This window comes from Bradyrhizobium sp. USDA 4501, assembly GCF_054062115.1.
In genome coordinates, this window is the sequence record NZ_JBSSEX010000001.1 from 4265403 (window position 1) to 4289010 (window position 23608).

The following is a 23608-nucleotide window of genomic DNA, read 5'->3' on the forward strand; positions in this document are numbered from 1 at the left end:
GGGTTCAACCAATGAGCGATCGCGTTCGGATGCAGGCGGTCGTCATGTCGCGAACGTTTTGCCAGACTTAGCGGTCCTCAATTCCAATTAGTTCAAATTGCGATGACCGGTGGAGCGGCCTCTTTCCCGTCCGGGTGGTAAGGCCTGTCCTTGTGAGACCGGCTGTGTTGTCGTGATGCGTCGTCGAACTGCAGAAGGGCTTCATCGTCCGTATTTGCACGGACGGCAAAATTAACGTCGCCGTGAAGCCGGCCAAGTTATCGATGCAAGGCGAGCGTTCCGTAGCACCTTGAGGGGACCTATCCATGGACGATCTGTTGCGCGAGTTCCTGACGGAGAGCAGCGAGAGCCTGGATACGGTCGACAACCAGCTGGTGCAGTTCGAGCAGGATCCGAACAACGCGAAGATCCTGGATAACATCTTCCGGCTGGTGCACACCATCAAGGGCACCTGCGGCTTCCTCGGGCTGCCGCGGCTCGAGGCGCTGGCGCATGCCGGCGAGACCTTGATGGGCAAATTCCGCGACGGCATGCCGGTGAAGGCGGAAGCCGTGACGCTGATCCTGTCCTCGATCGACCGCATCAAGGAGATCCTTGCAGGGCTCGAGGCGACCGAGGCCGAGCCTGAAGGCAATGACCGCGATCTGATCGATCAGCTGGAGGCCATGGTCGAGCACGGCATGGCGGCGATGTCCGATTCGACGCAGTCGATATCGTCAGGCTCGACGCAGTCGATGCCGGTTGCTGCCGATGAAGATGTGCCTGTCGTCGAAGCTCCGTCCGTGCAGGCGGCAATGACCGAAGGCGCGCTGGTGGTGCAGACGCTGGAGCGTCCGCTGCGTCCGGGCGAGGTCTCGCTCGACGAGCTCGAGCGCGCCTTCCGCGAGACCGAGACCGAAGTCGCCGCACCGGCGCCGGCCGTGAAGCCTGCACCTGCTGCCGCCGAGCCGGCTGAGGCTGCGAAGAAGCCGGCCCGCAAGGCGGCCGCTGAGGACGTCCAGGAAGGCGACAAGATCGCCAACCAGTCGATCCGGGTCAATGTCGACACCCTCGAACACCTCATGACCATGGTCTCCGAGCTGGTGCTGACCCGCAACCAGCTGCTGGAGATCTCTCGCCGCAACGAGGACACCGAGTTCAAGGTGCCGCTGCAGCGGCTCTCCAACGTCACCGCCGAGCTGCAGGAAGGCGTCATGAAGACGCGCATGCAGCCGATCGGCAATGCCTGGCAGAAGCTGCCGCGCATCGTCCGCGATCTCTCCGGCGAGCTCGGCAAGCAGATCGAGCTCGAGATGCACGGTGCCGACACCGAGCTCGACCGCCAGGTGCTCGACCTGATCAAGGATCCGCTGACGCACATGGTGCGCAACTCCGCCGATCACGGGCTCGAGACCACCGCCGAGCGCCTCGCAGCCGGCAAGCCGGAACAGGGCACCATTCGCCTCTCCGCCTACCACGAAGGCGGCCACATCATCATCTGCATCGCCGACAATGGCCGCGGGCTCAACACCGAGCGGATCAAGGCCAAGGCGCTCCAAAACGGTCTCGTCACCGAGGCCGAGCTCGAGAAGATGACCGAGGCCCAGATCCACAAGTTCATCTTCGCGCCGGGCTTCTCGACCGCCGCGCAAGTGACTTCGGTGTCCGGCCGCGGCGTCGGCATGGACGTGGTGCGCACCAATATCGACCAGATCGGCGGCACCATCGACATCAAGAGCGTGGCCGGCGAGGGCGCCTCGGTCACCATCAAGATCCCGCTGACCTTGGCGATCGTCTCCGCTTTGATCGTGGAAGCCGGCGGCGACCGCTTTGCGATTCCTCAATTGTCTGTCGTCGAGCTGGTGCGGGCCCGCGCCAACTCCGAGCACCGCATCGAGCGGATCAAGGACACCGCAGTGCTGCGCCTGCGCAACAAGCTGCTGCCGCTGATCCACCTCAAGAAGCTCTTGAAGATCGACGACGGCGCGACGACCACGGATGCCGAGAATGGCTTCATCGTGGTCACTCAGGTGGGCAGCCAGACCTTCGGCATCGTGGTCGACGGCGTGTTCCACACCGAGGAGATCGTGGTCAAGCCGATGTCGACCAAGCTGCGGCACATCGACATGTTCTCCGGCAACACCATTTTGGGCGATGGCGCCGTGATCATGATCATCGACCCCAATGGGATTGCAAAAGCCCTCGGCGCGTCCGGCTCCTCGGCCCATGACCTCGCCGACGACAATGCGAACGCCCACGCCGCAAGCGGCGAGCAGCTGACCTCGCTGTTGGTGTTCCGCGCCGGCTCCTCGCAGCCCAAGGCGGTGCCGCTCGGCCTCGTCACCCGGCTGGAGGAGATCGCAACCGACAAGATCGAGCTCTCGAACGGCCGCTACATGGTGCAGTACCGCGAGCAGCTGATGCCGCTGGTGCAGATGGCCGGGGTCGAGGTGCAGTCGCAGGGCTCGCAGCCGATCCTGGTGTTCGCCGACGACGGCCGCTCGATGGGGCTCGTGGTCGACGAGATCATCGACATCGTCGAGGAGCGGCTCAACATCGAGGTTGCGGGTTCGCAGGACGGCATTTTGGGCTCGGCCGTGATCAAGGGCCAGGCCACCGAGGTGATCGACGTCGGCCACTTCCTGCCGATGGCGTTCGCCGACTGGTTCTCGCGCAAGGAGATGCGGCCGTCGGCCTCGGCGCAGTCGGTGCTGCTGGTCGATGACTCAGCCTTCTTCCGCAACATGCTGGCGCCGGTCTTGAAGGCCGCCGGCTACAAGGTCAGGACCGCGGGCGGCGCGCAGGAAGGGCTCGCCGCGCTGCGTTCGGGACAGAGCTTCGACGTCGTGCTGACCGACATCGAGATGCCCGAGATGAACGGCTTTGAGTTCGCCGAGAACATCCGCTCGGACCACAATCTGATCGGGCTGCCGATCATCGCGCTGTCGGCGATGGTGTCGCCGGCGGCGATCGAGCGCGGCCGGCAGGCCGGCTTCCACGACTATGTCGCCAAGTTTGATCGTCCCGGGCTGATCGCGGCGCTGAAAGAGCAGACCGCCGAACTGCGCCGCGCGGCCTGACACGGGATAAGGACAGGGATCGATGACCAGCAAGACCGAGACAAGCGAAGGCGCGATGGCCGAATACGTCACCGCCGTGATCGGCGGGCAGCTGTTCGGCCTGCCGATCTCGCGGGTGCAGGACGTGTTCATGCCGGAGCGGCTGACGCGGGTGCCGCTGGCCTCCAGCGAGATCGCCGGCGTGCTCAATCTGCGCGGACGTATCGTCACCGTGGTCGACATGCGCGCCCGGCTCGGGCTGCCGAAGGCCGACGACGGTAAGCCTCCGATGGCGGTCGGCGTCGACCAGCGCGGCGAATCCTACGGCCTGTTGATCGACCAGATCGGCGAAGTGCTGCGGCTCTCCGAAAACAGCCGCGAGGACAATCCGGTCAACCTCGATCCCCGCATGGCCAAGCTCGCCGGCGGCGTCCACCGCCTCGACGGCCAGCTCATGGTCGTCCTCGATATCGATCGCGTGCTCGAACTGGTGCCCAAAACAGCTGCTGCAGCGTAACACTCCACCGCGGAGACGGTGGATTCCACAAGGAGGCCAACACATGAAGACATGTCTCGTCGTCGACGATTCCGGCGTGGTGCGAAAGATCGCGCGCCGCATTCTGGAAGGAATGGAGTTCACGGTCATCGAGGCCGAGGACGGCGCGGTCGCGCTCGAAGCCTGCAAGCGCGCGCTGCCGGATGCCGTGCTGCTCGACTGGAACATGCCTGTGATGGACGGTTTCGAATTCCTCGTGCAGCTCCGCCGCATGCCCGGCGGCGATCAGCCCAAGGTCGTGTTCTGCACCACCGAGAACGGCATCGACCACATCTCGCGGGCGCTGCATGCCGGCGCCAACGAATACATCATGAAGCCGTTCGACAAGGACATCGTGATCGCGAAATTCCAGGAAGTGGGCCTGCTGGCGCTCGACGCGTCGGCCGAAGCCTGACACCCAGTTTCACCATTCAGTCCCTTGTGAGGCTCCCGTGACGCCCCCCGACTACGAGTATCTGCGTAAGCTCCTGAAGGACCAGTCCGGTCTCGATCTGTCCGCGGACAAGCAATATCTGATCGAGAGCCGCCTGCTGCCGCTGGCGCGCAAAAGCGGCCTGTCCGGCATTCCCGACCTGGTCGCCAAGATCAAGGCGGGCTCGTCCACGCACACCGTTCAGGTGATCGAGGCCATGACCACCAACGAGACGTTCTTCTTCCGCGACAAGGTGCCGTTCGAGCACTTCCGCGACACCATCATGCCGGAGGTGCTGAAGGCACGCGCCGCGCGCCGCAGCGTCCGGATCTGGTGCGCCGCCGGCTCGACCGGCCAGGAGCCCTATTCGCTGGCGATGTGCCTGAAGGAAATGGGCGCGGCGCTTGCCGGATGGCGCGTCGAGATCATCGCGACCGATCTGTCGCAGGAGGTGCTGGAGAAGTCGAAGGCCGGCATCTACAGCCAGTTCGAGGTGCAGCGCGGACTGCCGATCCAGATGCTGGTCAAGTACTTCAAGCAGTCGGGTGAGTTCTGGCAGGTCAATCCCGAGTTGCGCGCGATGGTCCAGCACCGCCAGCTCAATCTGCTGCACGATTTCTCCCAGCTCGGCACGTTCGACGTGATCTTCTGCCGCAACGTGCTGATCTATTTCGATCAGGACACCAAGATCAACATCTTCAACCGTCTCGCCCGGTTGATGGAAACCGACGGCTTCCTGGTGCTGGGCGCCGCCGAAACCGTGGTCGGCCTGACCGACACGTTCAAGCCGATTCCCGAGCGGCGCGGCCTGTACCGGCCGAGCGGGGTGCGGGCCGGGCTCGGCATGCCGAAGCCTGCCATGGCGGTCGGATATTGAGCGATGACCGAGGACGGCAAATCCATTGAGCGGGTCACCTTCAGCCGGGGTGTCGATGTCTGCATCATGGCCATCGACGGCACCTGGCGGCGCGACTGCCAGCTCAATGCCATCTCGGACACCGATGCCTCGCTGACCGTCGAAGGTTCCATTCAGGGGCTCAACCTGAAGGAGTTTTTCCTCCTGCTGTCCTCGACCGGCCTTGCCTATCGCCGTTGCGAACTGGTCCGCGTCAACGGCACCGAAATGGACGTCAGTTTCCTCAAGGGCAAGCCGAGCAAACGCCGATCGGCCGCGGACGAAGAGCGGGCCAGGGCCTGACGTCAAGAAGGCCTATCCGACCGGGCGGGCAAGGCCCGCGGCCAATCCGGACGATGCGTGGAACGGATCGTCGCCTGATGGGTTGGGCGTCGTCGGGACAATCGAGGTGATTGGGCCGAACCCGTCGGTGGTGGCGGGTCAGTTCAGCGGACGCGCTGCTGCCCCGGAATCGCACAGGCGGTCGAGCGTCGTGCCGAGGCCGGCATCGCATGTCTTCAGGGCGGTGGATGCTGTGAGATAGCGCGGGGTAACGTCGTCGAGAACGACGGTGTCGACGTCGGCCTGCCGCGCGGCCAGCACGGCCTCGCGCGCGATCGCCGCTTCGATCAGCCGCAGGCTCGCCTGGACATGGCCAATCAGCGCGACCAGGTCCGTCACGATCAGACCGTAGGGATCATGGCCCTCGTCCAAGCGCGCTGCAACGCGGTCCGACGCTGCATTTTCCATGCATGTTTCTCCACACCCCCCACTTTAAGGGAACGCGGTGCTACTTGTGCGTTAAGCGGACGTCCCGTACAAATACGGGTCCATTGATCGAGATGGTCGAGTTAGTTCTTGTGCGGTCAGGGCAGCACGCTTCACCACTGATGGACGATGCATATGGTTGAAAATGGCGCTCCGCGCGGGGAAATCTTTGTAGTCGACGACGATCCTGCCGTTCGCGAGACGCTTTCAGTGGTCCTGTCGACCGCTGGTTACAAGGTGATCTGCTTTGCGGACGGCGCGGCGTTGCTCGCGGTGGCGCGCAGCAGGACGCCAGCCTGCATCCTGCTCGACGTGCATATCCCCGGCAAATCCGGCCTCGATATCCTGAGAGAGCTGCATGGCGAGGATTATCCGGCGCCGATCTTCATGATCTCCGGTCAGGGTGACATCGCGATGGCGGTCAGCGCCATCAAGAACGGCGCGCTCGACTTCATCGAGAAGCCGTTCCGCGGCAACGAGATCGTGAGCCGTCTGAACGAGGCGATCGACGCCTACACCAGGCGCCAGGCCGAGACCTCCGCGTCGCGGATCGCCGCGCTGCACTTCCCGGGTCGCGAGCCGCTGACCCGCCGCGAGCGCGAGGTGCTCGAGCAGTTCACCGCGGGCGCCTCCAACAAGGAAGCCGGGCGCCACCTCGGGATCAGTCCGCGCACGATCGAGGATCACCGCGCCAACATCATGAAGAAGCTCGGCGCGCGCAACGCCGCCGATCTGGTCCGCATCGTGATGACGGCGCAGCAAAAATAACCTAGGGCCGGTTTACGTTCCGATTGCCACATTGCGGAGCGTGTGCGGCGCACGTTCAGCGAACGGCACGTCTGCGCCGGGGGCGGGACGACATGTCTGAAAATCGAGTGTATGCCTGACGCAGGGCAAGCGCGCCGGAACCGCGCGCGTGCGAGCAATGTCGAGACCCATGCCGATGACGAAGAAGACCCCTGATCAATTGCGCAGCGCGCGCTGGTTTGCGCCCGATGATTTGCGCGCCTTCGGCCACAGATCGCGGGCGATGCAGATGGGTTACGCGCCGGAGGAGTGGCGCGACCGGCCGGTGATCGCGATCATCAACACCTGGTCGGATGCGCAGCCCTGCCACATGCATTTCAAGAGCCGGGTCGACGACGTCAAGCGCGGCGTGCTGATGGCCGGCGGTTTTCCGCTCGAGCTGCCGGCGCTGTCGCTGTCGGAATCCCTGTTGAAGCCGACCACGATGCTCTACCGCAACATGCTGGCGATGGACGCCGAGGAACTGCTGCGCGGCCATCCGGTCGACGGCGTGGTGCTGATGGGCGGCTGCGACAAGACCACGCCCGGCCTGCTGCTCGGGGCCACCAGCATGAACCTGCCGGCGATCTACCTGCCCGCCGGACCGATGCTGCGCGGCAACTGGAAGGGCCGCACGCTCGGCTCCGGCTCGGACGCCTGGAAATACTGGGACGAGCGCCGCGCCGGCAAGATCTCCGACAAGGACTGGGTCGACATGGAGGCCGGCATCGCCCGCAGCTACGGCACCTGCATGACCATGGGCACGGCCTCGACGATGACCGCGATCGCGGAAGCCATCGGCATGACGCTGCCGGGCGCCTCGTCCATCCCCGCGGCCGACGCCAACCACATCCGCATGAGTTCGGAGGCCGGCCGTCGCATCGTCGAGATGGTGTGGGAGGATCTCACGCCGCAGAAGATCCAGACCCGCAAGGCCTTCGAGAACGCGATCACGGTCGCGATGGCGATGGGCTGTTCGACCAACGCCATCATTCACCTGATCGCGCAGGCGCGCCGCGCCGGCCAGGACATTTCGCTGGACGATTTCGAGAAAGCGAGCCGCAAGGTGCCTGTCATCGCCAATGTGCGGCCGAGCGGCGACCTCTATCTGATGGAGGATTTCTTCTATGCCGGCGGGCTGCCCGGCCTGATGAACCGCATCAAGCCGCATCTGCATCTCGACTGCATGACCGTGTCAGGCAGGACGCTCGGCGAGAACATCGATGGCGCCGAGGTGCACAATGACGACGTCATCCGCACCGTCGACAACCCGATCTACAAGGAGGGCGCGCTCGCGGTGTTGAAGGGCAATCTCGCGCCCGACGGCTGCGTCATCAAGCCAAGCGCCTGCGATCCGCGTTTCCTCAAGCACACCGGGCCTGCGCTGGTGTTCGACGACTATCCGTCGATGAAGAAGGCGGTCGATGATCCCGATCTCGACGTCACGGCCGATCACGTGCTGATCCTGCGCAATGCCGGTCCGCAGGGCGGGCCGGGCATGCCGGAATGGGGCATGCTGCCGATCCCGACCAAGCTGGTGAAGCAGGGCGTGCGCGACATGGTGCGGCTGTCGGACGCGCGGATGAGCGGCACCAGCTACGGCGCCTGCATCCTGCACGTCTCGCCGGAATCCTATATCGGCGGCCCGCTGGCGCTGGTGAAGAACGGCGACCGCATCACGCTCGACGTCGCCGCGCGCACCATCAATCTTGATGTGCCGGAGGCCGAGCTCGCCAGGCGCCGCGCCGAATGGAAACAGCCCGAGCAGCGCTTCGAGCGCGGCTATGGCTGGATGTTCTCGAAGCACGTCAAGCAGGCCAATGAGGGCTGCGACTTCGATTTCCTCGAGACCGGCTTTGGTAAGCCGGTCGGCGAGCCGTCGATTTATTGATCACTGTCGTTCCGGGGCGATGCGCAGCATCGAACCCGGAACCTCGAGATTCCGGGTTCGGTCGCTGTAGCGCCCGCCCCGGAATGACAATCGGAAAAATCATCATGTCAAAACTCAGCGACACCACCCGCAACAAGCTGAAATCCGTCTCCACCGCGACGGTCGCGACCGCGCTGTTCAAGCGCGGTTTCCGCATCCAGATGATCCAGGATGTTCATCCCCTGGGCCCGGATCAGCCGACCATGGTCGGCGAGGCCTTCACGCTGCGCTACATGCCGGCGCGCGAGGACCTCAACAAGATCGAGGTGTTCCGCGATCGCGCGCATCCGCAGCGCAAGGCGATCGAGGAGTGCCCCGTGGGCGCGGTGCTGGTGATGGACAGCCGCAAGGATGCGCGCGCCGCGTCGGCCGGCGCGATCCTGGTGACGCGGCTGATGAAGCGTGGCTGCGCCGGCGTTGTCACCGACGGCGGCTTCCGGGATTCGGCCGAGATCGCGCGGCTCGGCTTCCCGGCCTTTCATCATCGCCCGAGCGCGCCGACCAACCTCACGCTGCACCAGGCGATCGAGATCAACGTTCCGATCGGCTGCGGCGATGCGCCGGTGTTTCCCGGCGACGTCGTCCTTGGCGACAGCGACGGCGTCATCGTGATCCCGGCGCATCTCGCCGACGAGATCGCCGACGAGACCTTCGAGATGACCGCGTTCGAGGATTTCGTCACCGAGCAGGTCCAGAACGGTCGCGGCATCTTCGGGCTCTATCCTGCGACCGACGAACAGACGCTGAAGGATTTCGCGACGTGGCGGAAGGCGAAGGGGCGGTAGCGCCTCACTCTCCGCCGTCGTCCTTGATAAGCGATCGCCATACATCCCGCCGTCGTCCCGGCGAAAGCAGGGACCCATAACCACAGGGAGGAGTTTGGCGAAGACTGGCAGTTGCGTTGTGTGCCGTAATACTGTGACTGCCTTGCTCGATAGATCACGCGGTATGGGTCCCGGCCTTCGCCGGGACGACGATGGGGAGGGGACCGCGCAAGCCAACCGGCACCCTACACCTCCGCCTTGTCAGCCATCCCGACCGCCCACAGCGCGAACGCATAGACGATCGCGACCTCGTCGAGGCGGTTGAAGCGGCCGGAGGCGCCGCCGTGGCCGGCGCCCATGTTGGTGCGCAGCAGCACCGGGCCGCCGCCGCGCATGGTGGCGCGCAGCCGCGCGATCCATTTCGCCGGCTCCCAATAGGTGACGCGCGGATCGGTGAGCCCGCCCATCGCCAGGATCGCCGGATAGTCCTTGGCCGCGACATTGTCGTAGGGCGAATAGGACAGGATGGTGCGGAAATCCTTCTCGCTCTCGATCGGATTGCCCCATTCCGGCCATTCCGGCGGCGTCAGCGGCAGCGTGTCGTCGAGCATGGTGTTGAGCACGTCGACGAACGGCACTTCGGCGACGATGCCGGCGAACAGCTCGCCGGCGCGGTTGGCCACCGCGCCCATCAGCATGCCGCCCGCCGAGCCGCCATGGCCGACGATGCGCTTCTCACCGGTGTATTTCGTCTCGATCAGCGCACGCCCGGCGGAGGCGAAATCGTCGAACGTGTTGGTCTTCTTCTCGCGCTTGCCGTCGAGATACCAGCCCCAGCCCTTGTCGGCGCCGCCACGGATATGCGCGATCGCATAGACAAAGCCGCGGTCGACCAGCGACAGCCGGTTGGCGGCAAACGAGGCCGGCATCGCCATGCCGTAGGAGCCGTAGCCATAGAGCAAGAGCGGCGCCTTGCCGTCGCGGACAAAATCCTTGCGATGCAGGATCGAGACCGGCACTTGCGCGCCGTCATGCGAGGTCGCCATGATGCGGGTGGTGACGTAGTCGGCCGGGTTGTGGCCGGACGGGATCTCCTGGCGCTTGCGCAGCACCCGCGTCCGCGTCGCCATGTCGTAGTCATAGACTTCCGACGGCGTCGTCATCGACGAATAGGCAAAACGCAAGTTGGTGGTGTCGAACTCGTAGCCGCCCATGGTGTCAAGCGAATAGGCCGCCTCGTCGAAGGCGATCGCGTGCTCTTCGCCGCTGTTGAGGTCGTGGATGATAATCGCCGGCAGCGCATTGGCACGCTCCAGCCGCACCATGTGGCCGGCATAGAGCTCGACGTCGAGCACATAGACGCCTTCGCGATACGGGATCAGGTCGCGCCAGTTGCTGCGCTCGGGCGCGGTGAGCGGCGCGGTGACGACCTTGAAGTCGATGGCGTCGTCGGCGTTGGTGAGGATGAACAGCTCGTCGCCGCGGTCGGCGATCGAATATTGTACGCCTTCCTCGCGTGCCGCGACCAGCCGCGGCGGCGCGTCGGGACTGGAGAGATCGATCAGCCGCTGTTCCGAGGTCTCATGGTCGCCGCCCGCGATCACGCAGAAGCGGCCGCTCGCGCTCTCGTGCAGGTGGGTGAACCAGCCGGAATCCTGCTCCTCATAGATCAGGGTGTCGTCGGCCTGTTTGGTGCCGAGCTTGTGCCGCCACACCTGCATCGGCCGGTGATTGTCGTCGAGCTTGACGTAGAAGAAGCTTTTGGAATCCGCGGCCCAGACCACGCCGCCGTCGGTCTCCTCGACGAGGTCGTCGAGATCACCGCCGGTGGCCCAGTCGCGCACCCGGATCGAGAAATATTCGGAGCCCTTGGTGTCGGCGCTCCAGGCGTGCAGGCGGTGATCGTTGGAATGCCGGCTGCCGCCGAACTTGAAATATTTGTGGTCCTTCGCCAGCGCGTCGCCGTCGAGCACGACATGGGCGTCGCCGCCATCGCGCGGCGTGCGGCAGTACAGCTCGTGCTGGCCGCCCTCGCGGAACTTGCGGAAATAGGCGAACGGGCCGTCCGGCGACGGCACGCTGGAATCGTCCTCCTTGATCCGCCCGCGCATCTCCTTGACCAGCCGCTTCTGCAACACGTCGGTATGGCCGAGCAGGCTCTCGGTGTAACCGTTCTCGGCTTCGAGATAGGCCCGGATGTCGGGATCGAGGATCGAGGGATCGCGCAGCACCTCCTGCCATTTCGGATCCTTGATCCACGCATAGTCGTCGGTCACCGTGATGCCGTGGGTGGTGAAGGAATGCGGCCGGCGCGGCGCGACCGGGGGCGATGTTGTGGTGGCGGATTTGGTCACACGATCCTCATGGTGCGGGGTTCCGCTCTATATCGGGATGAATGTGGCGATTGCCAGATGGGGCGGGCATCCTTGGTTGCCTCGTCATTGCGAGCGAAGCGAAGCAATCCATCGTTCCCCGAAGGGATAGAATGGATTGCTTCGTCGCTTCGCTCCTCGCAATGACGACGTGGTTAGGGCGAGCTACCCGTTCCGCAGCCGCGCGCCGGCATTGCCGCCGGACATCGGAATCCGGTTCACTGCCAGCACCACGGCGAAGGTGATCACCAGCATCGCGATGCCGAGCACCGCGATCGCGGCGAGGTCGCCGCCTTCGTTGAGGTCGTAGATCAGGACCGACAGCACCTTGGTCTGCGAGGTGAACAGCACGATCGCCGCCGACAGTTCCCGCATCACGCCGATGAAGATGAAGCACCAGGTCGCGATCACGCCGGTGCGCAGCAAGGGCGCGGTGATCTGGCGCAGCGCCTGCAACCGGGTCGCGCCGAGAATGCGGCTTGCCTCCTCGAGCTCGGGATGGATGGTCGCGAACGCCGCCTGCAATTGCTGGTAGGCAGAGGGCAGGTTGATGGTGAGGAACGCCAGCAGCAGGATCCACAGCGTGCCGTAGAGCACGAAGGGCGGCCGCGTGTAGCTCAGGAACAGGCCGACGCCGAGCACGATGCCGGGGACCGCGACCGGCGCGGTGGCGAGGAAGCCGAGCACGCGGTAGCCCGCGATCACCTTGCGCGTCGTGACATAGGCGATGACGAGCGCGAGGATGGTGCCGATGGTCGCGGTCGCGGTGCCGAGGATCACGGTGTTCTTGAGCGCGAGCTGGGTCGACGACAGCTCGGTGAACACGAAGACGATGTTGTGCAGCGTCGCCGTCGATGGCGTCACCAGCGTGGTCGCGTTCGGCGAGAACGCGGCGTTGAGCAGCGCGAGGTAAGGCAGGAACACCGGGTTGAGCAGCACCAGGAGGCAGAAGCCGAGCGCGGCCCAGCGCCAGCCGCGCAATTCGACCCGGCGCGGCGCGCCATATTTGCCGCCGATCACCGAATAGCCGCGGCGGCCGAGCAGCGCCTTCTGGCCCTGCAGCAGCAGGATGGTCAGCACCAGCAGCGGCACCGCGGCGGCGGCCGCGAGCTCGAGCTTCGGCGGATACTGGAACAGGCTCCAGATCTTGGTCGTCATGGTGTGGAAGCCGGCCGGCAGCGCCAGGATCGCGGGCGAGCCGAACAGCGTCATCGCCTGCAGGAACGCGATCAGGGCGCCCGCGACCAGCGCGGGCAGCGCGAGCGGGATCGTCACCCGCCGCGCAGTGGTCCAGGCATTGCCGCCGAGGATCGCGGAGGCGTCCTCGAGCTCGCCCGGCATGGTGTCGAGCGCATTGGCCACCAGCACGAACACGAACGGGAACGTGTAGCAGGAGATCACGAAGATGATCCCGGTCATCGAATAGATGTTGAACAGCGCGTCGGCGTCCTCGCCGGCGAACAGCCGGTAGAGCTGGTTCAGCAGCCCGGAATTCGGCGCCGCCAGCAGTTCCCAGGCGACCGCGCCGAGAAATGGCGGCGTCACGAACGAGGCCGTGACCAGTGCGCGGATGGTCTGCCGCCCCGGCATGTCGGTGCGCGACACCAGCCAGCTGATCGGCGCCGCGACGATGCAGCAGATCAGCGCCGACGTGGTCGCGATGATCGCGGTCGTCAGCAGCGGATCGAGGAAATCCGGATTGCTGAACAGCGTGACGAAGTTTTGCAGCGTCGGATGCCGGCTCTTGTCGGTGAAGGCAAACACCGCGAGCCACGACAGCGGCAGCAGGATCAGCAGGATGAGCAGCGCCGCGAACAGCCACATCACGGGGCGTGTCCAGTCGATGCGGGGCTTTGCGGCGGGGGAGGCGGTTGTTGTCATGTTGGCACGCTGCAAGCTGTTTCGACTCCCTCGCCCCGCTCTTGCGGGGTCGAGACAAGCGAAGCTTGCTCTTGGAGGGGTGGGGTGAGGGGCTGCCTCCGCAGACACCGAATGCGCGGAGAGTCCCCCTCACCCGCCGCGCATCTTGCGATGCGCGTCGGCCTCTCCCCGCAAGCGGGGCGAGGCAAGGAAGTGTGCACCGCGCCCTTCATCGCTCAAACCCTGAACAAGCGCGCATAGCGCGTCTTGATTTCTTCGGTCATCGCTTCCACCCCCGCCGGATCCTCTTTCATCAGCTTGATGTCGGAAAGCTTGCGCCGGCCGGCCTTCGGCTGCACCTGGGCGTGCAGCGAATATTGGCCGGTGAAGTCGACGAAGAATTGCTGGGTCGCGCGGGTGTGCAGCCAGGCCTGGAACAGCTTTGCGGCGTTCGGATGCGGCGCACCGGCGAAGATGCCGGTGGGACCAGAGATCGTCGGCGTGCCTTCGGTCGGATAGACCGGCTCGACCGGCTGTCCGGCTTCCTTCAAGAGCACGATGCCATACTCATTGCCGTCGGCCATCACGGCGCGCTCGCCGAGCGAGAGCTTCTTCGGCGGGTCGGTCGAGGACTGCACCTGCATCACGCGCTGTTTTGCGAGCTTTTCGAGGTAAGGCCAGCCGAGCTCGCGCACGATCTGGAATGTGGTGGTCATGATGGTGCCGCTATAGGCCGGATGGCCCTTCACCATCTTGCCCACCCATTTCGGGTCGAGCAGGTCGGCAAAGCTCTTCGGCGCGTCCTCCGCCTTCACCAGATTGGTGTTGTAGGCGATCGACGACAGCCACAGCCGCGTGGTCACGGCCATGCCGTCGGGGTCGCGGTAATTGTCGGGAAAATGCTTCGCGACGTCTTCGGGCACGAACGGCATCAGCCAACCGCTCTTCTTCCAGGGGATGAAATGCGAGGCATCGGCGCTGTTGACGACGTCGGCGGCGTGGATGTTGGAATCGAATTCCTGCGCCACGCGCTGAAACAGCCGCTCCGAGCCTGAGCGTTCGATCTGCACGGTGATGCCGGGATAGGCGGCCTCGAACGCCTTGCCGAGCTTTTCGCCGACCGGCAGGTCCATCGACGAATAGAACACGAGCTTGCCTTCCTTGGTCGCGGCGGCGACGAGATCGGGCGTGATCGCGACCGGCTCGGGCGCGGCGGCGCGTACCGGTGACGCGAACACCTTGCCGACCGCAAGCGCCGCAGAGCCTTTCAGGACGCCGCGTCTGGAAATCGGCTTCGGCATCGGCTCGCTCCGTTTCTTGTTGTTATCGGCTCAGCGCCCGGCAGCGCGCGGGCGGCAAGGTCAGCCAGACCTCGCTGCCCTTCTCGACTGCGGTTTCGGTCGGCGTGGTCACCCGCAGCGATGTGCCGTCAGCGGTCTCCAGCATGTAGTCGCGATTCATGCCGAGATAGACCTGCCGCGTCACGATGGCTTTGAGCGTGTTCTGCGCCGCCGCGGGCGGTTGCGTCGCGAGCTGGATTTCGTGCTGGCGGATCGCGACCGGCGCACTCTGGCCGGCCGTCAGCGTGGCGCCGACCACCTCGATCGTTGCGCCGGCGAACTCCACGTGGTTCGCATCGCGCGCGGTGCCCTTGATCACATTGGCGGCGCCGATGAAGCGCGCGACGAATTCGGATTCCGGCCGCGCATAGATGTCCTCAGGCGCGCCGAGCTGGTCGATCTTGCCGGCATTCATCACCGCGATCAGATCGGCGGTCGTCATCGCCTCGGACTGGTCGTGGGTGACATAGACCGTGGTGTAGCGATATTCGTCGTGCAGGCGGCGGATCTCGAATCGCATCTCCTCGCGCAGATTGGCGTCGAGATTCGACAGCGGCTCGTCGAGCAGCAGCGTCTCGGGGCCGACGATCAGCGCGCGCGCCAGCGCGACGCGTTGCTGCTGGCCGCCGGAGAGCTCGCCCGGATAGCGCTGCGCCAGTGGTTCCAGCTTGGTGGTGGCCAGGATCGCGGCGAGCTTCTTGGCGATGGTGTCGCGATCCATTTTGCGCAAGCGCAGGCCGTAGACGATGTTCTCCGCCACCGTCATATGCGGCCACAGCGCGTAGCTCTGGAAGATCATCGACATGTTGCGCTGCTCGGGCGGCAGCGTGCGCGCCTTCGATGACACCACGCGCTCGCCGACGCGGATCTCGCCGTCGGATGGTTCGAGGAACCCGGCGATCAGCCGCAGCGTGGTGGTCTTGCCGCAGCCGGACGGCCCGAGCAGGCAGACCAGCTGGCCATGATCGATCGTGAGCGAAACATCATCAACCGCGACAAACGATCCAAACCGCTTGACCAGGCCGCGCAATTCCACCGATGCCAAGCGGTCCCTCCATTTTGTTGTGTCGCAGGGATCCGTGCCCGGCTGTTGCCGGCAGTAAAGCGGAAAATGATGGCGACGAAAAGTGCTCGTGCCCCGTCAAAAAGTCGTGGCACCTCTTCGTTGCGCTATTCCCCGACCACTCTTCCGTCATCCTGAGGTGCGAGCGGAGCGAGCCTCGAAGGATCGACGGCCCGGCTACTTCCGCGCACTCCGATTCGATCACGGCGGGAGCGCGGCCGTCGATCCTTCGAGACGCCCGACTTTGGCGGGCTCCTCAGGATGACGGGTTAAAGCCTCAGACCGCCTCGGCCTACGCCTTCACGTTCTCGCCGAGCCACTGGATGGCGGCGTCGGCGCCGGCCTTGCCGTGCGGGATGTTCAGCGCTGTCAGCGCGACCTCGACGACGCCGAGGGTGCCGAGAATCATCGGGGCGTTGACGTGGCCCATATGCGCGATGCGGAAGGCCTGGCCCTGCAAATCGCCGATGCCGGTGCCGAGCACGACGCCGCATTTCTCCTTGGCGTAGCGCTGGATCGCGGCGGGGTCGGCGCCCTTCACGGTCACCGTCGTCACGGTGTTGGAACGCTCGGCGGGCTCGGCGATGTTGAAGCCGAGCACCTGTCCTTCACCCCAGACCGCGACCGCGCGGCGCACCGCTTCGCCGAGCAGGCGATGCCGCTCAAAGGCATTCTCCAGGCCTTCGGCGTGCAGCATGTTGATCGCCTCGCGCAAAGCGAACAAGAGATGCACCGGCGCGGTGCCGGCATATTTGCGGTAGTGCTCGCTGCCCTCGCGCTCGGTCCAGTCCCAATAGGGCGTGCGCAGATCGGCCTTCTTGTGGGCGTCCCAGGCGCGGTCATTGGCGGCGACGAAGCCGAGGCCGGGCGGCGTCATCAGGCCCTTCTGCGAGCCACTCATCGCGACGTCGACATACCATTTGTCCATCTCGAACGGCATGCAGCCGAGCGAGGCCACGGTGTCGACCATGTACAATGCGGGATGGCCGGCGGCCTTGATCGCCTTGCCGATTGCCTCGATGTCGTTATAGGCGCCGGACGCGGTGTCGACCTGTACCACCAGGATCGCCTTGATGGTGTGCTCCTTGTCGCGCCGCAGCCGCGCCTCGACCTCGGCCGGACGGATCGCGCGGCGCCAGTCGCCCTTCAGCACCTCGACCTCGGCGCCCATCGCGGCCGCAGCCTGGCCCCACCCGATCGCGAAGCGCCCGCTCTCCAGCACCAGCACCTTGTCGCCGCGCGACAGCACGTTGGAGAGCGTCGCCTCCCACGCGCCGTGGCCGTTGGAGATGTAGATGTAGGACTTGCCCTGGGTGGCGAACAGCCTCGAGAGGTCGCGCAGCAGGCTCTCAGTCAGTTCGACCATCTCGTTGGAGTAGATGTCGAGCGCCGGGCGGTGCATTGCCTGCAGCACCTGATCGGGCATCGTGGTGGGCCCGGGGATGGCCAGAAATTCCCGGCCCGCGCGAACGGTCATCGTCCTGTTCCTTTTGGATAAAGCGCGCAAATCATGCGTGTGAGGGGTCAAGCGCGGAGACTATTCCATCGCGGCTTCGATTGCGAGCAGGACGAAGCAATCCAGCGTTTCCAAAACCGCGGGACACGATGCTATTTGCCGATCGATTCGACGACCGCGCGCCAGATCTGGTCCTTCAACTCGGTCGCGGCGGGGCTCGGGAGCTGCTCGACGGTGCCGTTGTTCTTGCGGCAGGCCTCGACCAGCCGCAGCACCCAGATTTCGCCGTCGGTGTAATAGGGATCGCCGCCGCCATTGCGGCCGTTGAAGGTCGGGCCGATGCCGGTGACCTGATATTTCGCGGTGACCATGCCGGCGGACTCGAGGTCAGTGGCGAGCAGCGCGCGTTCGGCGTCGAGGTCGGCCGCGATGTGATGCGTCACCGCGCCGGTGTAGTGGCTGACGCCGACGCTGCGGTCGAGCGTCGCAGCGCCCAGCCACACCGGACGTTTCTCCTCGCCCTGGTCGAGCACTTTCCAGAACCGGACATGGTTGCGGCGGTCCGCGCTCGATCCGACCGGCCGCTCGAAGGCGAGATCCTCGCGGCGGTCGAGATAGAACAGGTTGCTCACCGGCGCATCCTTGTAGGGACGATCGAGCAGCACGCTGCCCACGATCTCGATCGAGGATTTCAGCGTCACCGGATCGGCCGGAAACCAGCCGGCCTCGTGCATCGCGCAGACCACATCCTTGGTGTCGCCGATCAGCCCGACATTCATCGGATCGCCGGGAATGCCCTGCGCGGTGCGCGTCACCATCGGCAGATTGGCGAGGCCCTTCTGATGCTCGTAATGCGTCCACAGTGCCGGCAGCAGCAGATAGGCTGCGATCAGGTAGATCGCCAGGACGAGCAGCAATGCCATCTGCGCTTGCCTAAGGCGGCTGCGCCGGCGCACGGAAGGCGGATCGATCTCGACATCGGTCATGCCGTGGTCCTTCACCTCTCCCGCTTGCGGGGGTCGAGACGAGCGAAGCTCGCTCTTAGGTCGGATTGCATCGAAGATGCAATCCGGGTGGGGGCTTTCTCTTCATAAAGAGCGTCGCAGGCTACAACTCAATCGCACTTCCGACTAGCGCCGCGTCTCGCGGCAGCCGGCGGCCTCGGCTTCCTCGACCGAGCAGAACCAGCGCGTGCCCTTGCTGATCTTCATTTCGATCTTGGCGTACCAGCGACTGGTCCGCTGGTGAAAGATGCATTCACCGGAGCGGTTGACGTTGCCCTTGATGGTGCAGTCGGGCGAGGGCGCCACCGGGCCGGAGGCCGAGGCGAGCAGGATCGCATTGGCGCCATCCGGCGGCTTCACCGCGCCGAGCACGGTGGTCTTCTTGTTGCGCACCCGCCAGTCCCACGGCGCGATGAAGGCGCCCTGCCACATCCCGGCTTTTGCCTCACGCGCGGCCTTCTCGTCGGCTTCGTAGTCATGCGAGGCGCGGGTGTAGGCCAGCGCCCAGCCGCTCGCGACCAGCCATTTCTGGATGTCCTCGCCGTCGACCTCGCAGCGCGCGATGGTGCGGCCGCGACGATCGACCGAGCGGGCGTGGCAGGTCCAGCTCTTGCTGCCGGCATGCTTGATCAGCTCGTCGCGCGCCGCGACGCCGCAGGTCCAGCGCTCGCCTTTGGTGTTGAGGCAAAGCTGGTCGGTCGACGGCGCGTCGACGCCTGCGAGCCGGATGCGGACGCTGCCGATCATGAGCTGGTCGCCGTCGCGGATCTTCGGCACGCCGGTGATGTCGGCGGCGACAGCCAGCGTCGGCAGCGAGAGCAGCAGGCCCGCGGTGAGCAGCGTCTTGAACATCGGCGTTCCCGGCCAGGTTCTTATCGTTCAAATGGCTTTTAGCGTGCAGTGGTCAGTGCCCAACGATTGTGCGGGCAATTGGGCAACCGTGCCAGTGCTGTTGCGTTTCCGCCAGTTTCAACTTCGCGTCATCCCCGATGTCCGCCATCCTCCCCTGGAGGGGGAGGATCGGGTCGCATGAAGCGCAGCGCAATGCGAGCCGAGGTGGGGTGAAGGTCTGTCCACTTGAGCAGTGCCCGTGTTGAGAGATCACCCCACCCCATATCGCATCTTGCTTCGCGCGACGCGATACGACCCTCCCCCTCCAGGGGAGGGTGAAGTCCCGCAGCCCGGATGAGTAGAGCGCAGCGTCATCGGGTATCAACGAGGCGTTGGTCTTTATCCGTAGCCCGGATGGAGCTCCGCGCAATCCGGGAATCTTTGTCGGCGGGCAACACCCCGGATTACGTTGCGCTCCATCCGGGCTACGAAACTACACCGCGGCCATTCGTCGCTTCGCCAGCGCCAGCGCCATCAGCACGAACGCCGAGGTCACCTCCGGCCCGCCGACCAGGATGCGGGTTGGCGTCTTCATCTTATTCCACTCATAGGCCCGGTAGGGCCCCTTGCGGCCGCCCTCGCCGAGGCCCTGCACGATGCAGTGCAGCGCCGGCGTGAAGGTCGAGACCTCGGCGCCGAGATGCGCCAGCGCCATCAGCGCCAGCGCGGCGTCGAACGGGTTCATCTCGTGGGCGATCAGCTCGTGCGTGACATAGCCGAGCACGCGGGCGCGGATCAGCGCGAACACGTTGCCGGGATCGATGATGCGCTGCGCCGCCAGCGGCAGCGCGACGAAGGCGGCATAGCAGCGGCCGAAATAGGCCGAATAGAGCTCGGGCAGATAATAGATGTGCGAGCGCGGATTTTTAAACGCGCCGCTTTCGACCAGATTCTTCTGGAAGGCGATGATGCGATGCACGGTCTCCAGCCGCTGCGGCGTCTCGATGATCTGCCAGCGGGCGAGGTTGCGGAACGAGACCTCGAGGATGTCGAGATTCAGCGTCGGATCGAGGTCGTTGCCATAGGGCCGCTCGCCGGCGAGATTGTCGATCCAGGTGACGACGCCGCCCTCGTAGTCAAGATGATCGTTGAGCGGCACGGTGACACGCGGCTCGTTGGCGCCCGATCGCACCTGGTAGCCGTGGTAGAAGTCGAGCAGCGGCTGCTGCAGGATCGGGTCGTCGGAGCCGGCCTGGGTCGCGGCCGAGAACGAGCACGCCGTGGTGTCGCAGTCCGGCACATAGATGCCGAAGCCGAGATCCTGCTTGATCTGGGCGAAGAAGCGCGAGAAGCGCGGATGCCGGCCCGGCGCCAGCGCGGTGATGACCTTCACCGTCGAGCCGTCATGCGACGGCACCTCCTCGGCGCTGGTCTTGAGGCAGAAGTCCACCATGTCGGCGATCGCGCGCCGCGCGGTAACAGCTTCATCCGGCGAGGCAAGCCCGGTCTCGACGAAGCCGAGCAGCGCCTCGGTGAAGAAGGCGTCGTAATAGGCCGAGCGGTGGCGGATCTGCACCGGCTCCCACATCGGCTCGGCGATGCCGCGCCAGGCCGGGTTGATCAGCGCGCGCGCCGGCGAATGCGCGATGAAGATCCGCGCCAGATTGAACAGCAAGGTCGAGTTCTTGTAGCCGCGCGCGTTCAGCCCGGTCAGCGCCATCAGCAGCTCGCGCCCGCCGACGTCGGGGTCGCCGATCAGGTTGAAGGCGGCATAGGTCGGGATGAAGCCGTTCCTGCCGAACGAGCGCAACAGATGCGCGCCGGTCAGGCGGATCACGCGGTCGATCTCGGCGATCTCCGGCGGGCGGCCAGGTGCGGTCGCGGCGGGCGGTGCCGGATGGCGCACACCGATACCGTCCATCAATACTGCGACGGGCGTGCCGATCGCGGCCCAGTCCGGCGTCTCGACGTCGCGCGCCGCGGTGAGCGCCGCGCGCAGGCCGGAGAGGCGGTCGGGATCGTTGAGCGCGGGCAGGCCGGTGCGGCGGAGCAGCGCGCGCAGCGGCGGATTGCCGAGCGCGGTCCGGTAGAATTTTCCGAGATGGGCATCGCCGCCGCGATAGGCCTGCAGCACGGGGTCGCAGACATCGTACAGCGACGGGCCGTCCTTCTTGACAGTCAGCGACCGGCACACCGCGCCTGCGATCTCGTGAAGACCCAAGAAGCTCAAACAATCCCCTTTCCCGAGGAACCGGTTAACGCCGCCGCCCGACGGAGTTTCCTGTCGCTCTGCCCCAAACCCGCAAGCCTTTGGAAAGCTACATGAATCCCTGAAGAATACAAATGTGACAGAGATCACGTAACGGGATCTTAACGGCGTCAATGGCCTCTGCCGGGCGGCGGCATGCGGCAATTCGGGTTGCCCCGGGCGGCCGTCCGGGTTAAAGGAGCGTTTGTTGCGGCGCCGCAAATTGAGTTCAATTCAACGGCACACACACCTCAACCCCATTAAACCTGAACGTCTTTGACGCGACTAACTGGCGCGATCTTCGCTTGAGCGCCATCGGGATAAGAATTGGGACTTAGGAACGCTATGGACCTTAGGCAGCTTCGCATTTCCCGCCGCACCATCGCCGTCTGCGTGGCGGTGGCCGGCACGGTGTCGCTGGCGATTGGCGCCCATGCCGCGCTCAACAAGCGCACCCTCGATGTCGCCAAGGGTGGCGACAAGATCGCCCCCACCGAGCTGACCGGCAGCATTCCGGCAGGCACGTCCCGCCTCGCGCTGATCATCGGCAACGGCCATTATCCGGACGCCGCGGCGCCGCTGGCCCAGCCGATCAACGATGCCCGCACCCTGTCGTCGGCGCTGCGCCGCGAGGGCTTTGACGTCGACGTGGTCGAGGATGCGACCAAGGACGACATGTTCCGCGCGGTCGAGCGCATGAAGGCCAAGATCCGCCCCGACACCGTCGTGATGCTGTTCTTCGGCGGCTACGGCGTGCAGGTCGGCCGCGAGAGCTACATGATCCCGGTCGATGCCACGATCTGGAAGGAAGCCGACGTCAAGCGCACCGGCGTCAGCGTCGAGTCCGTGCTCGATGCGATGAAGGAGCGCGGCGCCAAGGCCAAGCTCGTCGTGCTCGACGCCTCGCGCCGCAATCCCTATGAGCGCCGCTTCCGCGCGTTCTCGCACGGCCTCGCCCCGATCAGCCCTCCGGAGAACACCATCGTGCTGAGCTCGGCGACGCCGGGCAAGGTCGCCGACGATAGCAAGGCGCCGAACAGCGTGCTGGTCTCCGAGCTGCTCAACAACCTCAACGCCCAGGCCGGCGCCGAAAGCGCCTTCAACAAGACCCGCGTCGCGATCTCGCGCGCGAGCGAAGGCGAGCAGGTGCCGAGCGTGTCGTCCTCGCTGCTGGAAGACATCAAGCTCGGCGGCTGAGCTTCCTTTGCTCTATCCACACGTCGTCCCGGCGAAAGCCGGGACCCATAACCACAGGGCCGCATTGTTGAAGCGCGCTGTGGCCACAGCTCTTCAGACAATTCACATTGGTGGTTACGGGTCCCGGGTCGCGCGGAGCCTGTCATCGGGCGGCGCTTTGCGCCGACCCGTTGGCTTGCCCGGGACGACGCTGTAGATGGAGCGCCGCCTACTTCGCATCCGCGCTGGCGCCGACTGGCCGCACCGGATCGCCCTCGCGCAGCAGGGCGCCGGCGCGGGCGACGACGATGTCGCCTTCCTGGATGCCGTCGCGGATCTCGACCTGGCCGGCCGACATCAATCCGGTCTCGACCCGCCGCGTCTCGACGCGGCCGCCGCGCACCACTTGCACCACGGTGCCGGCGGTGGAATAGAGGATCGCGGTCAGCGGCACCGCGACGCCGCAGCTCTGCCCGGTCTTGATCTGGGCGCGGCCGGACGAATTCACCAGCAGCCGCTTGTTCGCGCCGATGCCGATGAACACCTGGCCGAGCTGGCTGTTCGGCTCGACCGTCGGCGCGATCCGCCGCACCTTGCCATCGAGATCGCCGGCGCCGAGGACCTTGAGCTGCGCCGTCTGCTCGGTCTTCAGCTTGGCGATGTCGCGGGTCGGCACCATGCCGACCAGATCGTACTCGCTCTTGGCGATGATCGAGAACAGCGCGTCCTTGCCCGAGGCCGGGCTGCCTACAATCGCCGACGACGCCGAGATCGTGCCCGCCACCGGCGCCGTGACGTTGACCGAGTTGGCCCCATCGGTCAGCTTCGCCAGCACCTGGCCGGCGGTGACAGTGTCGCCGGGATCGACCATCACCTCCGCCACCTTCAAGCCGAAACGGTCGGGCCGGATCTGCTGCTCGTCACGCGGCAGCACGATGCCCGAGACCTCGACGATATTGCCGAAGCAGAATTTCGAGGCCTTCAGCACAGTCACCGCCGCGCCCTTCGGCACGGCGTCGGCTTCGCCCGCGGCAAGCGCGGGAGAGGCCGCGAGCACGAGCAGCGCGGAGGCGGCAAGGGCTGGGGCGCGCGTGCGAGGCAAAATCATT

General features: G+C 65.5%; 19 protein-coding genes. 9 read left to right on the top strand and 10 right to left on the bottom strand.

The annotated features are described in order from the left end of the window. Positions 1–305 precede the first annotated feature (305 nt). Genes ACVWZM_RS19660 through ACVWZM_RS19680 form a run of 5 tightly spaced genes read left to right on the top strand, consistent with a single transcriptional unit; the run spans position 306 to position 5204 of the window. The gene (locus ACVWZM_RS19660; protein WP_456854318.1) at positions 306–3059 is read left to right on the top strand and encodes a hybrid sensor histidine kinase/response regulator; all 2754 of its coding nucleotides are present in this window, start codon (positions 306–308) and stop codon (positions 3057–3059) included. 22 nt (positions 3060–3081) lie between these two features. After that, on the top strand, positions 3082–3555 hold the full coding sequence (locus ACVWZM_RS19665; protein ID WP_253588546.1) for a chemotaxis protein CheW: 474 nt from the start codon (positions 3082–3084) through the stop codon (positions 3553–3555). A gap of 43 nt (positions 3556–3598) precedes the next feature. Next, positions 3599–3988 carry a response regulator gene (locus ACVWZM_RS19670; RefSeq protein WP_018269419.1) on the top strand — a complete coding sequence of 130 codons (390 nt, stop codon included), beginning with the start codon at positions 3599–3601 and terminating at the stop codon, positions 3986–3988. A gap of 37 nt (positions 3989–4025) precedes the next feature. After that, a complete protein-coding gene (locus tag ACVWZM_RS19675) occupies positions 4026–4883 on the top strand; it encodes a CheR family methyltransferase (protein WP_168858878.1) in 858 nt (285 codons plus the stop codon). 3 nt (positions 4884–4886) lie between these two features. Further along, complete coding sequence (locus ACVWZM_RS19680; RefSeq protein ID WP_076834731.1) at positions 4887–5204, top strand: pilus assembly protein PilZ; 318 nt, start codon at positions 4887–4889, stop codon at positions 5202–5204. A 138-nt stretch (positions 5205–5342) separates the two neighbouring features. On the opposite strand, the gene ACVWZM_RS19685 is transcribed toward ACVWZM_RS19680, so the two are convergent. Further along, entirely contained in the window at positions 5343–5651 is a 309-nt protein-coding gene (locus ACVWZM_RS19685; protein ID WP_456854320.1) for a hypothetical protein, read from the bottom strand. 153 nt (positions 5652–5804) lie between these two features. Between ACVWZM_RS19685 and ACVWZM_RS19690 the strand changes: the two genes are divergently transcribed. From ACVWZM_RS19690 to ACVWZM_RS19700, 3 genes are all read left to right on the top strand, one after another. Beyond that, complete coding sequence (locus ACVWZM_RS19690) at positions 5805–6437, top strand: response regulator transcription factor (RefSeq protein ID WP_018269422.1); 633 nt, start codon at positions 5805–5807, stop codon at positions 6435–6437. Between the two features lie 175 nt (positions 6438–6612). Beyond that, positions 6613–8346, top strand: coding sequence for an L-arabinonate dehydratase (araD, locus tag ACVWZM_RS19695; protein ID WP_057021243.1), 1734 nt, complete (start codon positions 6613–6615; stop codon positions 8344–8346). 104 nt (positions 8347–8450) lie between these two features. Next, entirely contained in the window at positions 8451–9170 is a 720-nt protein-coding gene (locus ACVWZM_RS19700; protein WP_057021244.1) for a ribonuclease activity regulator RraA, read from the top strand. Positions 9171–9394: 224 nt separating this feature from the next. On the opposite strand, the gene ACVWZM_RS19705 is transcribed toward ACVWZM_RS19700, so the two are convergent. From ACVWZM_RS19705 to ACVWZM_RS19740, 8 genes are all read right to left on the bottom strand, one after another. After that, complete coding sequence (locus tag ACVWZM_RS19705) at positions 9395–11503, bottom strand: S9 family peptidase (RefSeq protein ID WP_456854323.1); 2109 nt, start codon at positions 11501–11503, stop codon at positions 9395–9397. 183 nt (positions 11504–11686) lie between these two features. Then, entirely contained in the window at positions 11687–13402 is a 1716-nt protein-coding gene (locus tag ACVWZM_RS19710; protein ID WP_456854325.1) for an ABC transporter permease, read from the bottom strand. 215 nt (positions 13403–13617) lie between these two features. Next, positions 13618–14682 (bottom strand): extracellular solute-binding protein, encoded by a 1065-nt coding sequence (locus tag ACVWZM_RS19715; protein ID WP_456854327.1) that lies wholly within the window; start codon positions 14680–14682, stop codon positions 13618–13620. 22 nt (positions 14683–14704) lie between these two features. Then, positions 14705–15757 (bottom strand): ABC transporter ATP-binding protein, encoded by a 1053-nt coding sequence (locus ACVWZM_RS19720; RefSeq protein ID WP_456856716.1) that lies wholly within the window; start codon positions 15755–15757, stop codon positions 14705–14707. A gap of 319 nt (positions 15758–16076) precedes the next feature. Further along, on the bottom strand, positions 16077–17261 hold the full coding sequence (locus tag ACVWZM_RS19725) for a pyridoxal-phosphate-dependent aminotransferase family protein (RefSeq protein ID WP_057021087.1): 1185 nt from the start codon (positions 17259–17261) through the stop codon (positions 16077–16079). A gap of 131 nt (positions 17262–17392) precedes the next feature. Further along, complete coding sequence (locus ACVWZM_RS19730) at positions 17393–18226, bottom strand: LssY C-terminal domain-containing protein (RefSeq protein WP_229191476.1); 834 nt, start codon at positions 18224–18226, stop codon at positions 17393–17395. Positions 18227–18370: 144 nt separating this feature from the next. Next, on the bottom strand, positions 18371–19096 hold the full coding sequence (locus tag ACVWZM_RS19735) for a thermonuclease family protein (RefSeq protein ID WP_016845489.1): 726 nt from the start codon (positions 19094–19096) through the stop codon (positions 18371–18373). Positions 19097–19568: 472 nt separating this feature from the next. Then, positions 19569–21296 (bottom strand): hypothetical protein, encoded by a 1728-nt coding sequence (locus ACVWZM_RS19740; RefSeq protein ID WP_168859253.1) that lies wholly within the window; start codon positions 21294–21296, stop codon positions 19569–19571. Positions 21297–21668: 372 nt separating this feature from the next. Between ACVWZM_RS19740 and ACVWZM_RS19745 the strand changes: the two genes are divergently transcribed. After that, a complete protein-coding gene (locus ACVWZM_RS19745) occupies positions 21669–22520 on the top strand; it encodes a caspase family protein (protein ID WP_057021090.1) in 852 nt (283 codons plus the stop codon). A gap of 208 nt (positions 22521–22728) precedes the next feature. Here the strand turns inward: ACVWZM_RS19745 and ACVWZM_RS19750 are convergent, their stop codons facing one another. Beyond that, entirely contained in the window at positions 22729–23607 is an 879-nt protein-coding gene (locus ACVWZM_RS19750; RefSeq protein WP_076834752.1) for an efflux RND transporter periplasmic adaptor subunit, read from the bottom strand. Between the last annotated feature and the right edge of the window lies 1 nt (position 23608).

Bases quoted from the DNA above. Each gene is read 5' to 3' on its own strand.
- ACVWZM_RS19660 (WP_456854318.1), top strand. From the start codon at position 306: ATGGACGATCTGTTGCGCGAGTTCCTGACGGAGAGCAGCGAGAGCCTG.
- ACVWZM_RS19665 (WP_253588546.1), top strand. From the start codon at position 3,082: ATGACCAGCAAGACCGAGACAAGCGAAGGCGCGATGGCCGAATACGTC.
- ACVWZM_RS19670 (WP_018269419.1), top strand. From the start codon at position 3,599: ATGAAGACATGTCTCGTCGTCGACGATTCCGGCGTGGTGCGAAAGATC.
- ACVWZM_RS19680 (WP_076834731.1), top strand. From the start codon at position 4,887: ATGACCGAGGACGGCAAATCCATTGAGCGGGTCACCTTCAGCCGGGGT.
- ACVWZM_RS19685 (WP_456854320.1), bottom strand. From the start codon at position 5,651: ATGGAAAATGCAGCGTCGGACCGCGTTGCAGCGCGCTTGGACGAGGGC.
- ACVWZM_RS19690 (WP_018269422.1), top strand. From the start codon at position 5,805: ATGGTTGAAAATGGCGCTCCGCGCGGGGAAATCTTTGTAGTCGACGAC.
- araD (WP_057021243.1), top strand. From the start codon at position 6,613: ATGACGAAGAAGACCCCTGATCAATTGCGCAGCGCGCGCTGGTTTGCG.
- ACVWZM_RS19700 (WP_057021244.1), top strand. From the start codon at position 8,451: ATGTCAAAACTCAGCGACACCACCCGCAACAAGCTGAAATCCGTCTCC.
- ACVWZM_RS19710 (WP_456854325.1), bottom strand. From the start codon at position 13,402: ATGACAACAACCGCCTCCCCCGCCGCAAAGCCCCGCATCGACTGGACA.
- ACVWZM_RS19715 (WP_456854327.1), bottom strand. From the start codon at position 14,682: ATGCCGAAGCCGATTTCCAGACGCGGCGTCCTGAAAGGCTCTGCGGCG.
- ACVWZM_RS19725 (WP_057021087.1), bottom strand. From the start codon at position 17,261: ATGACCGTTCGCGCGGGCCGGGAATTTCTGGCCATCCCCGGGCCCACC.
- ACVWZM_RS19730 (WP_229191476.1), bottom strand. From the start codon at position 18,226: ATGACCGATGTCGAGATCGATCCGCCTTCCGTGCGCCGGCGCAGCCGC.
- ACVWZM_RS19735 (WP_016845489.1), bottom strand. From the start codon at position 19,096: ATGTTCAAGACGCTGCTCACCGCGGGCCTGCTGCTCTCGCTGCCGACG.
- ACVWZM_RS19745 (WP_057021090.1), top strand. From the start codon at position 21,669: ATGGACCTTAGGCAGCTTCGCATTTCCCGCCGCACCATCGCCGTCTGC.
- ACVWZM_RS19750 (WP_076834752.1), bottom strand. From the start codon at position 23,607: ATGATTTTGCCTCGCACGCGCGCCCCAGCCCTTGCCGCCTCCGCGCTG.